Origin of the sequence: Paraburkholderia monticola, assembly GCF_001580545.1 — a bacterium.
In the GTDB taxonomy this organism is placed as follows: Bacteria; Pseudomonadota; Gammaproteobacteria; order Burkholderiales; family Burkholderiaceae; genus Paraburkholderia; species Paraburkholderia monticola.
The window spans coordinates 187,983-201,478 of sequence record NZ_LRBG01000012.1 but is presented as its reverse complement, the minus strand read 5'-3'; the positions used below and the strand labels follow the sequence as shown (position 1 = coordinate 201,478).

General features: G+C 65.4%; 8 protein-coding genes. 5 read left to right on the top strand and 3 right to left on the bottom strand.

Going from position 1 to position 13,496, the window contains the following annotated elements:
- The first annotated feature begins 126 nt into the window (after positions 1–126).
- Complete coding sequence (gene galU, locus CI15_RS15570) at positions 127–1,044, top strand: UTP--glucose-1-phosphate uridylyltransferase GalU (RefSeq protein WP_062129222.1); 918 nt, start codon at positions 127–129, stop codon at positions 1,042–1,044.
- A gap of 76 nt (positions 1,045–1,120) precedes the next feature.
- Here the strand turns inward: galU and CI15_RS15565 are convergent, their stop codons facing one another.
- Both CI15_RS15565 and CI15_RS15560 read right to left on the bottom strand, forming a co-directional pair.
- Entirely contained in the window at positions 1,121–3,295 is a 2,175-nt protein-coding gene (locus tag CI15_RS15565; protein WP_062129369.1) for a malate synthase G, read from the bottom strand.
- 81 nt (positions 3,296–3,376) lie between these two features.
- On the bottom strand, positions 3,377–3,781 hold the full coding sequence (locus CI15_RS15560) for a heme-binding protein (RefSeq protein WP_062129221.1): 405 nt from the start codon (positions 3,779–3,781) through the stop codon (positions 3,377–3,379).
- Between the two features lie 243 nt (positions 3,782–4,024).
- Here CI15_RS15560 and CI15_RS15555 point away from each other — a divergent pair, with 243 nt between their 5' ends.
- On the top strand, positions 4,025–4,912 hold the full coding sequence (locus tag CI15_RS15555) for an MOSC domain-containing protein (RefSeq protein ID WP_062129220.1): 888 nt from the start codon (positions 4,025–4,027) through the stop codon (positions 4,910–4,912).
- Between the two features lie 5 nt (positions 4,913–4,917).
- On the opposite strand, the gene cobA is transcribed toward CI15_RS15555, so the two are convergent.
- Positions 4,918–5,718 (bottom strand): uroporphyrinogen-III C-methyltransferase, encoded by an 801-nt coding sequence (gene cobA, locus CI15_RS15550; protein ID WP_062129368.1) that lies wholly within the window; start codon positions 5,716–5,718, stop codon positions 4,918–4,920.
- A gap of 589 nt (positions 5,719–6,307) precedes the next feature.
- Between cobA and nirB the strand changes: the two genes are divergently transcribed.
- Genes nirB through CI15_RS15535 form a run of 3 tightly spaced genes read left to right on the top strand, consistent with a single transcriptional unit; the run spans position 6,308 to position 13,488 of the window.
- Positions 6,308–8,857 (top strand): nitrite reductase large subunit NirB, encoded by a 2,550-nt coding sequence (gene nirB, locus CI15_RS15545; RefSeq protein ID WP_062129219.1) that lies wholly within the window; start codon positions 6,308–6,310, stop codon positions 8,855–8,857.
- A 43-nt stretch (positions 8,858–8,900) separates the two neighbouring features.
- Complete coding sequence (gene nirD, locus CI15_RS15540) at positions 8,901–9,266, top strand: nitrite reductase small subunit NirD (protein WP_062129218.1); 366 nt, start codon at positions 8,901–8,903, stop codon at positions 9,264–9,266.
- Between the two features lie 49 nt (positions 9,267–9,315).
- Entirely contained in the window at positions 9,316–13,488 is a 4,173-nt protein-coding gene (locus CI15_RS15535) for a bifunctional nitrate reductase/sulfite reductase flavoprotein subunit alpha (protein ID WP_062129217.1), read from the top strand.
- The last annotated feature ends 8 nt before the right edge of the window (positions 13,489–13,496 follow it).

Genomic DNA, 13,496 nt, shown 5'->3' with positions numbered 1-13,496 from the left:
TCTGGATTAAATCGGAGAATACGCTTGCCTGAACCTCGCAGAGTTTTCTGCTAGTCTTGCGCCGACATCGATTGGCCGCCAGGTCCGCGAACACACCAACCTCTAACCGATGTGGGAATGTCTACCATGCTGAAAGTCACCAAAGCCGTGTTTCCCGTAGCGGGCCTCGGGACACGATTCCTGCCGGCTACCAAAGCAAGTCCGAAGGAAATGCTGCCGATCGTCGACAAGCCGCTGATCCAGTACGCAGTCGAAGAAGCGATCGCCGCCGGTATCACCGAGATGATCTTCGTGACGGGCCGCAGCAAACGCGCGATCGAAGATCACTTCGACAAATCCTATGAAATCGAATCCGAGCTCGAAGCGCGCAATAAGCAGAAGCTGCTCGATCTGGTGCGCAGCATCAAGCCTGCCAACGTCGACTGCTTTTACGTGCGCCAGGCCGAAGCGCTCGGTCTGGGCCATGCGGTGCTGTGCGCCGAGAAACTGGTGGGCGACAGCCCGTTCGCGGTGATTCTCGCCGACGACCTGCTGCATAGCTCAAAGCCGGTGATGAGCCAGCTCGTCGATACGTTCAACCACTATCACAGCTCGGTGATCGGCGTCGAAACGATCGCGCGCGAGGACAGCCGCTCGTACGGCGTCGTCGACGGCCGCGAGTGGGAAGACAACGTGATCAAGCTGTCGGGCATCGTCGAGAAGCCGGCCCCGGACAACGCACCGTCGAATCTCGGCGTGGTGGGCCGCTACGTGCTGATGCCGACGATCTTCAAGCATATCCGCGCGCTGCAGCCTGGCGCGGGCGGCGAGTTACAGCTGACCGACGCGGTGCAGTCGCTGCTGACCGAAGAGCAGGTGCTCGCGTACCGTTACTTCGGCACGCGCTTCGATTGCGGCAGCAAGCTCGGTTACCTGAAGGCGACCGTCGAATTCGCGCTGCGTCATCCCGAGGTGAAGGCGGACTTCGAGGCGTATCTGCAGGCGTATATGCAGAACGAAGTGCAAGCCGGCGAGGCCGGGCAATTGACGGCCGAAGCCGCATGAACTGACAAGGCCCTGAAAAAAAACGGGCGCCGCATCACGCGGCGCCCGTTGTCGTTTCAGCTAGACCTGGGCGGCCTTACGCCTGCTTCTTCACCTCGAGCCGGAACTTGTGCAGCAGCGGTTCGGTATAACCGCTCGGCTGCTGACGCCCCTCGAATACGAGTGCCTGCGCGGCCTTGAATGCGATTCCGTCGAAGCCGGGCGCCATCGGCTGGTAGAGCGGGTCGCCCGCGTTCTGCCCATCGACGACCTTGGCCATGCGCTTGAACGTCTCCTCGACGAGCTCGCGTTGGATCACGCCGTGATACAGCCAGTTCGCAATGTGCTGGCTCGAAATACGCAGCGTCGCGCGGTCTTCCATCAGGCCGACGTTGTGAATGTCCGGCACCTTCGAGCAGCCGACACCCTGGTCGATCCAGCGCACCACGTAGCCGAGAATGCCCTGCGTGTTGTTGTCGACCTCGGCGCGGATTTCGTCGTCGCTCCATTGCGCCTTTTCGACGACAGGAATCGTCAGCAGGCCGTCGAGCAGTTCGTCGCGCGCCTTGGCGTAGTCGGTGCGTTCGAGCTCCTGCTGGACCGCCTGCACGTCGACCTGGTGATAGTGCAGCGCGTGCAGCGTCGCGGCGGTCGGCGAGGGCACCCACGCGGTGTTCGCGCCAGCCTTCGGATGCGCGATCTTCTGCTCGAGCATCGCGTGCATCAGATCGGGCATCGCCCACATGCCCTTGCCGATCTGCGAGCGGCCGCGCAAGCCCGCGCTCAAGCCGACCAGCACGTTGCTGCGCTCGTACGAGGTGATCCACTTGCTCGACTTCATGTCGCCCTTGCGCATCATCGGGCCCGCTTCCATCGCCGAGTGCATCTCGTCGCCGGTGCGATCGAGGAAGCCGGTGTTGATGAACGCGACGCGCGCCGATGCTTCCGCGATACAGGCGAGCAGATTCACGCTGGTGCGGCGCTCCTCGTCCATGATGCCCATCTTGATCGTGTTGCGCGGCAGCTTCAGCAGATCTTCGACGCGCGCGAACAACTCGCTCGCGAACGCGACTTCGGCCGGGCCGTGCATCTTCGGCTTGACGATATAGATCGAGCCGGTACGCGAGTTCAGCTTGTTCTGGCGGTCGCGCAGCGCGCACAGCGTCGTGATCACCGCATCGAGAATGCCTTCGGGAATTTCGTGGCCGTCTTTCGTCAGCACGGCCGGGTTCGTCATCAGATGGCCGACGTTGCGCACGAACAGCAGCGAGCGCCCGTGCAGCTTGACCTGCGACTTGCCGTCGGCGCCGGTGTACTCGCGATCGGCGTTGAGCCGGCGCGTGAAGGTCTTGCCGCCCTTGGTGACCTCTTCCGTCAGGTCGCCGTTCATGAGGCCGAGCCAGTTGCGATAGAGCAGCACCTTGTCGTCGGCGTCGACGGCCGCGACCGAATCCTCGCAATCGATGATCGTGCTGACCGCCGCTTCGACGACGACGTCCTTCACATGCGCGGCATCGGTCTTGCCGATCGAATCGTTCGCATCGATCTGGATCTCGACGTGCAGGCCGTTGTGCTTGACGAGCACCGCCGACGGCGCGCTCGCGTCGCCCTGATAGCCGACGAACTGCGCGGGCGTTTGCAATGCGCTCGTGCCGCTTTTCAGCGCGACAACGAGCTGGCCGTTTTCGACGCTATAGCGCGTCGCTTCCGCGTGCGAGCCGTTCGCGAGCGGCGCGGCCTGATCGAGGAACTTGCGCGCATACGCGATGACCGCGGCGCCGCGCACCGGGTTGAAGCCTTTCTGCTTTTCCGCGCCATCGCTTTCGGGGATCGCGTCGGTGCCGTACAGCGCGTCGTACAGGCTGCCCCAGCGCGCGTTCGCGGCGTTCAGCGCGTAGCGCTGGTTCGACAGTGGCACGACGAGCTGCGGGCCGGCCTGCTCGGCGATTTCGCTGTCCACGTGGTCGGTCGTGGCTTTGACGCCGGCGGGCACGGGCACGATATAGCCGATGCCTTCGAGAAACGCCCGGTACGCGCGCAGGTCGCGCACCGGGCCGGGATTGGCCCGATGCCATGTGTCGAGTTCGCTTTGCAGGCGGTCGCGCTCGGCGAGCAACGCACGGTTTTTGGGCGCCAGCTCGTGCACGAGGGCGTCGAAACCCGACCAGAAGGCGGCGCTGTCGATTCCGGTTCCGGGCAGGGCTTCGGTTTCGACGAACTGGTCGAGATTGGCGGCGACCTGCAGTCCGCCGCGCGGGTTCATCTGAGTCATCGACTGCTCCATCTGTTATGGGACCGATGAGGGGGGCATCGGTCCTCGTTGTGCCAAGGGATGGCTTGTGCGCCTGGCGCCTTAAGCGCCGAGCGCCTGAATGGCGGCTTTCGCGATCTGCGCATCCTGCTCCGACTTGACGCCCGACACGCCGACCGCGCCGACCACCTGGCCGTCGACGATCACCGGCACGCCGCCTTCGAGCGTGCTCTGCAACGGCGCGCTGAGGAACGCGGTGCGGCCGTTGTTGATCATGTCTTCATAGACCTTGGTTTCGCGCCGGCCGAGTGCCGCGGTGCGGGCCTTTTCGGTGGCGATGTAGGCGGTCGACGGCGCGGCGCCATCGAGACGCAGCAGCGCGAGCGGATGGCCGCCGTCGTCCGCGAGCACGATCGCGACGGCCCACTTGTTCTTCTCGGCTTCCGCGCGGGCAGCATCGAGAATGCGGGTCGTCTCGGTGACGGTCAACACGGGTTTGCTCAGCATGGTCAATTTCCTGTCTCGGTGATGGGAGGGAGGCTTCTACAGCTTCTATCAGTAACCGGTGATGCGGCGCCCTGGCGCCTGGCTGATCCGACGATTCTACTTCCAGGCGTCCCGAGGGCAAAACGGCGGCTTCCCTGGGCGGCCCTCGGCGCAGGACGCGAAGCCGCTGCTGGAACCGCGCACGCCGGGCGCTTTACAATGCGTGTTGACCAGAAAACCACGTTCCGAGCGAAACCTCAGACCATGACCACCATCAGCGAGCTGTTCGTCTATCCGATCAAATCCTGCGCGGGCATCACGCTGGGCGAGGCGCGCCTGCTGGCGACGGGCCTCGAATATGACCGCAACTGGATGATCACCGACCCGCACGGCGCGATGTTCACGCAGCGCGCGTATCCGCGCATGGCCTTGATCCGTGTCGAACTCGGCGAGCGGGATCTGATCGTGCGCGCGCCGGGCATGCGTGAGCTGCGCACGCCGCTCGATGCCGCGCGGCTCGCGGCGGCCCCGCGGGTCGATACGGCGGTCTGGCGCGACGCGGCCTATGGGCTCGATACCGGCGAAGAAACCGCCGCCTGGTTCACGGAGTTCCTCGGTCTGCCCGCGCGCTTGCTGCGCTTCGATCCCGAGCGCGAACGCGTCGTCGATCCCGACTATACGGACAGCACCGGCGGCGCCACGACGTTTTTTGCCGACGGCTTTCCGCTGCTAGTGGTCGGCCAGGCTTCGCTCGACGATCTGAACGCGCGCCTGAACGGCAAGGGCGCGCCGTCGATCAGGATCGATCGCTTCAGGCCCAACATCGTGCTCGAAGGCCTCGACGCCTATGAAGAGGACTATGTCGAGACGCTCGCCGTCGACGCAGATGCGGACGCGGGCGCGAGCTCGCGTGTCGAGCTGCGTCTCGTCAAGCTGTGCTCGCGCTGCCCGATGCCGACCATCGATCAGGCGCGCGGCGCACCCGATCCCGACTGGCCGAACGAGCCGACCGACACGATGCTCGGCTATCGCGTGAGCGAACGTTTCGACGGCGCGGTCACGTTCGGCAACAACGCGCTGGTCGCGAGTGGGGCGGGGGCGTGGCTGCGGGTCGGGCAGGAGGTGGACGCGGAGCTGGGCTTCGGCGACTGAAGCGCTCAGGCCGCCCGCGCAATCACTGGCGCGGGCAAGCTGTCCCGGCCTTGCTCGCCGCGATTTTCACGTTCCCACCAGGGCGCTTCGGCGCTTTCGCCAACCGCATCGCCCACCAGAATCACCGCGGGACTCCCGAAGCCCGCGCCGAGCGCATCGGCGGCCAGCCGGTCGAGCCGTGTCAACAGGCGCCGCTCGTCGCTGCCGCCCGCCCATTGCACGACCGCGGCCGGCGTCGCGGCCGGCAGATGCGCGAGCAGCGCGGCGGCAATACTGTCGATGCGCCGCATCCCCATATAGATCGCGAGCGTCGTGCGCGTCGCGGCGAGCGCGGCCCAGTCCGGCTCGCCGTGATCTTCGGTGTGCGCGGTGACGAAGCTCACGCCGTGGCAATGCCGCCGATGCGTGAGCGACATGCCGAGCCCCGCCGCGGCCGCGAAACCCGACGAGATGCCATTGACGATATCGACCGCGATGCCGGCCTCGCGCAGCGTCGCGAGTTCCTCGCCCGCGCGGCCGAACAACAGCGCTTCGCCACCTTTGACGCGCACCACGTGCAGGCCCTTTAGCGCATAGCGCCGCATCAGCCGCTCGATGAATGCCTGCGGCGTCGAACGGCAGCCGCCGCGCTTGCCAACGCGAATCACGCGTGCCTGGGGCGCGAGCGTGACGATGTCGGGATTCGCGAGGTCGTCGAGCAGCACGACGTCGGCGGCCGCGAGCGCCTTGACGGCCTTCAGCGTCAGCAGATCGACGTCGCCAGGGCCTGCGCTCAGCAGCGTGACCTTGCCGGTGGTGGTGTTCATGTTCGTGTCCTTGTAACGAAAACGGCGTCCGCTCGTGGTGATCACGAGGGGACGCCGTTGTCCATTGCACTGCTTGTTGACGCGTATGAAGCGTATGAAGCGTTGAGTCCGCACATCGCGACGACGTTGCCGCGATGACGTTGTGCTGGGTCAATGCAAGGTCCGCGCCATCGATCGAACGAACGCTCGCAATCCGTTGCCGCACGCCGCGATTCACGCGCAAAACCCGGTCTCGTCAGCGCCTGCGAGCGCCCTCGTTGCGCACGTCGGGAGTGCTGCGTCGCACCATCCCTGTGCCTTGCCGCATCAAAACGTGTCGTGCGCGCCGTGTGGCGTGAGACCGCGCGATCTGCCGTAAATCCCCGCCGCGCCGCGCTTTCCGGCGTATTTCCTGCAATTGGCACAGCCTTTGCGTTATGCATTGCCATCGGACCAACGGCGGTTCGTCGCGCATGCAGCACAACTGCACGCGCCCAGTAGCACCGAACAGGACAACGGCGTCCCCTGAATTCAGCCCTCGGCTGGATTCGCGGGACGCCGTTTTTATTTCCGCAACCGCTTTCGCCAGACACCAGAGGACAGCGCGCTCATGAAACTCATCGTTATCGGTCACGGGATGGTCGGCCATAAGCTGGTCGAATGCCTGGCGCAAGAGGTCCAAGAGGCCGCGCACGATCTCGACATCACGGTGTTGTGTGAAGAATCGCGACCGGCCTACGATCGCGTGCACCTGTCCGAGTTCTTCGCGGGCAAGACCGCCGACGATCTGTCGCTCGTCGAGCCCGGCTACTTCGAGCGTCACGGCGTGCAACTGAAGCTGAACGCTCGGGCCGTCGCGGTCGATCGCGATGCGCGCACGGTGACGGTTGCGAGCGGCGAAACATTGCCGTACGACAAGCTCGTCTTCGCGACCGGCTCGTATCCGTTCGTGCCGCCGGTGCCGGGCCGCGAGCGGGGCGATTGCTTCGTCTACCGAACTATCGACGATCTCGAAGCGATGCGCGAATGCGGTGCCCGCGCGAGAACGGGCACGGTCGTCGGCGGCGGCCTGCTCGGCCTCGAATGCGCGAAGGCGCTGCGCGACATGGGCCTGCAAACGCACGTGGTCGAGTTCGCGCCGCGCCTGATGGCCGTGCAGGTCGACGACGGCGGCGGCCGCGTATTGCGCCGCCGGATCGAGGATCTCGGCGTGACCGTGCACACGCAGAAGAACACCACGGCGATCGTCGACGGCGAAGCCGGCACGCACCGCATGCAGTTCGCCGACGGCAGCCATCTCGACACCGACATGATCGTGTTCTCCGCGGGCATCCGTCCGCGCGACGATCTCGCGCGTGCCTGCGGGCTCGAACTCGGCGCGCGCGGCGGCATCGTGGTAGACGACGCCTGCCGCACCAGCGATGCGCACATCTATGCGATCGGCGAATGCGCGCTGTGGCAGGGTCAGCTGTTCGGCCTGGTGGCGCCTGGCTACGAGATGGCGCGCGTGGTCGCGAAGCAACTGCGTGGCGACACGGCCGCCTTCACGGGTGCCGACATGAGCACCAAGCTGAAGCTGATGGGCGTCGACGTCGCGAGTATCGGCGACGCGCACGGCAACACGCCCGGTGCGCGCACCTATCAGTTCAGCGACGAACGCAAGCAGGTCTACAAGAAGCTCGTCGTCTCCGACTGCGGCAAGTATCTGCTCGGCGGCGTGATGGTCGGCGACGCGAGCGAATACGGCACGCTGCTGCAGATGATGCTGAACCGCATCGAGCTGCCCGAGTCCCCCGAATTCCTGATCCTGCCGCAAGCGGACGGTCAAGCGAAACCCGCGCTCGGCGTCGAAGCGTTGCCCGCGGCCGCGCAGATCTGCTCGTGCAACAACGTGTCGAAGGGTGCGCTGTGCGCGGCCGTCTGCGCAGGCGCGACCGACATCGGCGCGTTGAAGAGCGCGACCGGTGCCGGCACCTCGTGCGGCGGCTGCGTGCCGCTCGTCACGCAAGTGATGAAGGCGGAGATGAAAAAGCAGGGACTCGCGGTCAACAACCACGTCTGCGAGCACTTTCCCTATTCGCGCCAGGAGCTGTATCACCTCGTCCGCGTCGAAGGGCTGCGCAGTTTCGGCGCACTGCTCGCAAAGCATGGCCGCGGGCTCGGTTGCGATATCTGCAAACCGGCGGTCGCGAGCATTCTGGCGTCGTGCTGGAACGAATTCGTGCTGAAGAAGGAGCACGCGTCGTTGCAGGACACCAATGACTACTACCTCGCGAACATCCAGCGCGACGGCACCTATTCGGTCGTGCCGCGCATGGCGGGCGGCGAGGTGACGCCCGACGGCCTGATCGCGGTCGCGCAGGTCGCGAAGAAATACGGCCTCTATACGAAGATCACGGGCGGTCAACGCGTCGATCTGTTCGGCGCGCGCGTCGAGCAGTTGCCGTTCATCTGGGAAGAGCTGATCGCGGCCGGTTTCGAATCGGGCCACGCGTATGGCAAATCGCTGCGCACGGTGAAGTCGTGCGTCGGCTCGACGTGGTGCCGCTATGGCGTCGGCGATTCGGTCGGCCTCGCGGTCGAACTCGAAAATCGCTACAAGGGGCTGCGTACGCCGCACAAGATCAAGTTCGGCGTGTCGGGCTGCACCCGCGAATGCGCGGAGGCGCAGGGCAAGGACGTCGGCGTGATCGCCACCGAGAAAGGCTGGAATCTGTACGTGTGCGGCAACGGCGGCATGAAGCCGCGTCACGCGGAGCTGCTCGCCGCGGACCTCGATAAGGCCACGCTGGTGCGCTATATCGATCGCTTCCTGATGTTCTACGTGCGCACCGCCGACCGCCTGCAACGCACCAGCGTGTGGCGCGACAACCTCGAAGGCGGGCTCGAGTATCTGATCGACGTGGTCGTCAACGACCGGCTGGGCGTCGCCGCGGATCTCGAAGCGGAGATGCGGCACGTGGTCGACACGTACGAGTGCGAATGGAAGAAGGCCGTCACCGATCCCGAAACGCGCAAGCGCTTCCGTCATTTCGTCAACAGCGGCGAGTCCGACAGCAACGTCGCGTTCGTCGAGGAGCGCGGACAGATCCGGCCGGCCACGCCCGACGAGCGGCAGTTGCGGCACATCACGATTCCTATTGCCGTCGAGACGGTTTGATCTCACCCGATTCCCGCTTACTTACTGATCAAGGAGCCCAGTCATGAAGAACGAACGCTTGCCCCGCACGTGGACCGCGATCTGTCCGCTCGACGAGATCGTGCCGAATACCGGCGTTTGCGCGCTGGTGAACGGCGAACAGGTCGCCGTCTTCCACGTGGACGGCGGCGCAACGCAGTCGCCTGCCGCGCCCACGGTCTACGCCATCGAAAACTTCGATCCGGGCTCGCATGCGGCGGTGCTCTCGCGCGGTCTCGTCGGCAGTCTTGGCGAGCGCGTCGTGGTCGCCTCGCCGATCTACAAGCATCACTTCGATCTGCGCACCGGCGAATGCCTCGAAACGCCGTCGTATTCGGTCAGCGCGTTTGCCACGCGCGTCGAAAACGGCCAGGTGTTCGTCGCGGTTTGACGTCACGACTTCGCTTCATCGTTCGCATTTCTACCCAGATCATTCGCGCATGTCTGCTACCAGCGTAAAAAGCGTGTGTCCGTATTGCGGCGTCGGCTGCGGCATGGTGCTGCACGTCGAGGACGGCCAGGTCGTGAAGATCGCCGGCGACAAGGAGCATCCGGCCAACTTCGGCCGGCTCTGCACGAAGGGGCAGTCGGCCCACGTCGCGCTGCGCAAGTCGGGCCGTCTCGAAGGCGCGTTCGTGCGTCATGCGCGCGACGAAGACCCGGTGCCGCTGCCGATGGCGCAAGCGTTGAGCAGCACTGCGGCGCGTCTGCGGCAACTGCTCGACGAGCATGGTCCGGATGCGCTGTCGTTTTATGTGTCGGGGCAGATGTCGCTGGAAGCGCAGTATCTGATCAACAAGCTCGCGAAGGGATTCATCGGCACCAACAATATCGAAGCGAATTCGCGCCTGTGCATGGCGAGCGCGGCGAGCGGCTACAAGCTGTCGCTCGGCGCGGACGGGCCGCCGGGCTCGTACGAAGACTTCGATCACGCGGACCTGTTTTTCGTCAGCGGTGCGAATATGGCCGACTGTCATCCGATCCTGTTCCTGCGCATGATGGATCGCGTGAAAGCGGGCGCGAAGCTGATCGTGGTCGATCCGCGCCGCAACACGACCGCCGAGAAAGCCGACCTGTTCCTGCAGATCAAACCCGGCACCGATCTCGCGCTGCTCAATGGCCTGCTGCATCTGCTGCACGAAAACGGCGCCACGGATGCGGCATTTATCGCCGCGCACACCGAAGGCTGGGACGCGATGCCCGCGTTTCTCGCGCAGTACACGCCGGAGCACGTCGCCCGCATCACGGGTCTCGCCGCCGACGACATCCGCCGCGCCGCGCAGATGATCGCCTCGGCCCAGGACTGGATGAGCTGCTGGACCATGGGCCTGAACCAGAGCACGCACGGCACGTGGCACACCAATGCGCTGTGCAATCTGCATCTGGCGACGGGTCGCATCTGCCGGCGCGGCAGCGGACCGTTCTCGCTGACGGGTCAGCCGAACGCGATGGGCGGCCGCGAAATGGGCTATATGGGAGCGGGTTTGCCGGGGCAGCGTTCCGCGCTGGTCGCCGCGGACCGCGCGTTCGTCGAAGAGCTGTGGGGCATCGCACCGGGCACGCTGAAAGCAGAGGTGGGCAACGGCACGATCGACCTGTTCGAGCGCATGGCCGCGGGCGAGATCAAAGCGTGCTGGATCATCTGCACGAATCCGGTCGCGACCGTCGCGAACCGGCAAACCGCGATCGCCGGTTTGCGCGCGGCCGAGCTCGTGATCGCGCAGGATGCGTTCCTCGACACCGAAACGAATCGCTACGCCGACGTGCTATTGCCCGGCGCGCTGTGGGCGGAAGCCGAAGGCGTAATGGTCAATTCCGAGCGCAATCTCACGCTGATGCAGCAGGCCATCGAACCGCCCGGCGCGGCGTTGCCCGACTGGCAGATCATCGCGCGCATCGCCTGTGAAATGGGCTTTGCCGAGGCGTTCAGCTACGCGAGCGCCGACGAAGTGTTCGCCGAACTCACGCGCGCGGCCAACCCGGCGACGGGCTACGACCTGCGTGGTGCGAGCCACCGTCGGCTGAAGGACTCGCCGCTGCAGTGGCCGGTCGCCTCGGCCGGGTCATCCGAGCGCAATCCGGTCCGCTATCTGAATGACGGCGTGAGCCAGACGCTGAGGGAGTCGGACGACGGCAGCCTCCCACGCATTGCGTTTCCGACCGCCAGCGGCCGCGCGAAGTTTTTCGCGCGCGAGTATGCGCCTGCCGCCGAGTTGCCCGATCGCGAGTTCCCGATCGTGTTGAACACGGGCCGCCTGCAGCATCAATGGCACACGATGACCAAGACCGGCAAGGTCGCGATGCTGAACAAGCTGAACCCGGGGCCGTTCGTCGAGATTCATCCCGACGACGCGGCCGAGCTCGGCATTCGCGCGAAAGACGCGGTCGAGATCCGTTCGCGCCGCGGCCGCGCGATCCTGCCCGCGGTCGTCACCGATCGTGTGAACGCGGGGCAGTGCTTCGCGCCGATGCATTGGAACGACGTGTTCGGCGACGACCTGTGCATCAACGCGGTGACCAACGACGCGATCGATCCCATTTCCCAGCAGCCCGAACTGAAAGTCTGCGCGGTCTCGCTGAGTCCGGTCACGACTGGCGACGTTGCACTGACACCCGATGACGACGGGCTCTCCACATCTGCCGACGCAGCGGTATTAGCGCTCGGCGCCAAGGATCAACCTATGCCCCGTATCGAAGCCCTCACGACCTTGCTGCAATTGCCGCCCGAGCCCGTGCTGGCGCCGTCGCTCAGCGATGCGGAACGGGCGTATCTGGCGGGCTTCGTCAACGGCTTGCGTTCCGCCGAAGCTCAAGGCCTCACCAGCGTGCCGGTACTGCCGCACAGCGCGCCGTTCGATGCGGTGAAGCGCCTGTATGTGGATGGTCTGCTGGCGGGACTGTATAGCCGTAGCGCCACGACGGCGAGCGCCGCGGAGCCGAAGCCGGCGCAAGCGGACGAGTCGCGCGAATCCGGTGTGCGGATCGTGCGCGCGCGGCCGAAGGTCACGCTATTGTGGGCCTCGCAAACCGGCAACACCGAATCGCTGACCGAGCGTTACGCGACCCGTCTGATGGAATCGGGCTTCGAAATCCGCACCGCGTGCATGGCCGACTATCCGTTCGCGACGCTCGCCAAAGCGCAATACGTGCTGCTGATGACGAGCACGTTCGGCGACGGCGATGCGCCCGACAACGCTCAGGACTTCTGGACGCACCTGAGCGCAGATAGCGCACCGCGCCTCGATGGCGTGCGCTTCGCGGTGCTGGCATTGGGCGATCGCAACTACGATCAGTTCTGCGGTCACGGTCGCCGCCTCGACGAGCGGCTCGCCGCCCAGGGCGCGCTGCGTCTGACCGAGCGGGTCGATTGCGATAGCGAATATCAGTCGGGCGCCGACGCCTGGCTCGAACGGGTGATCGTGTGCATCAAGCAGGCGGATGCCGCGTTGCATGCGGTACCGCCGGGCGGCATGATCAACGCGGTGGTGGGCGCGGTGCCGACCAAGGCGCGGCCGGCCGCGTCGCGGGTGGTCGGCAACCTTCGGCTGAACCGGCAGGGCGCCGCGAAGGATACGCGCTACGTCTCGCTGCAAACGGGCGAGACGAACCTCGAATACGAAGCCGGCGACGCGCTCGGCGTATGGCCGAGCAATTGCCCCGAGCTCGTCGACGAACTGATCACGCTGAGCGGTCTGCAAGCGGAGACAGCGGTGCAGGTCGCCGGTATCGGCGAGATGCGGCTCGCCGATGCGCTCGGCAAGCACTACGAGATCGCGCGACCGAGCGCCGAGGCGCTCGCATTCGTGGCCGCGCGCAGCGGCAATGGCGCGCTGCGCGATCTGCTCGTGCCCGAACGCAAGGCCGATCTGAAGCAATGGCTGTGGGGACAGCAGCTCGCCGATGTCTTGCACGAATATCCGGTGAGCCTCACGGCCGCCGAGCTGACCGGCCTATTGAAGCGCATGCAGCCGCGTCTGTATTCGATCGCATCGAGCCCGAAGGCGCATCCGGGCGAAGTGCATCTGACGGTATCGGCGGTGCGTTACAACAATGGGCGCAGGCACCGCAAGGGCGTGTCGTCGACGTTTCTCGCGGATCGCGCGAACGACGCCGAGGTGCCCGTGTTCGTGCAGAAGTCCGCGCACTTTCGTCCTCCTCATCAAGCGGACACGCCGATGATCATGGTCGGGCCGGGCACCGGTATCGCGCCGTTTCGCGGCTTTCTGCACGAACGGCAGGCGCGCGGCGAGCGCGGACGCAACTGGCTGTTCTTCGGCGAACAGCATGCCGCGACCGACTTCTACTATCGCGACGAACTCGAGACGATGCGCGCGAGCGGTCTCTTGACCCGGCTCGACGTCGCGTTTTCGCGCGACCAGGCGGACAAGATCTACGTGCAGGACCGCATGCGCGAACACGGTGCGCAACTATGGGCATGGCTCGAAGACGGTGCGCATTTCTACGTATGCGGTGACGCGAACCGGATGGCGCGCGATGTCGATGCGGCGCTGAAGGACGTGATCGCGACACACGGCGGCATGAGCGAAGAGAAAGCCCTCGAATACGTGAGTCGTCTGACGCGCGAAAAGCGTTATGCACGCGACGTTTATTGAGTAGAAGG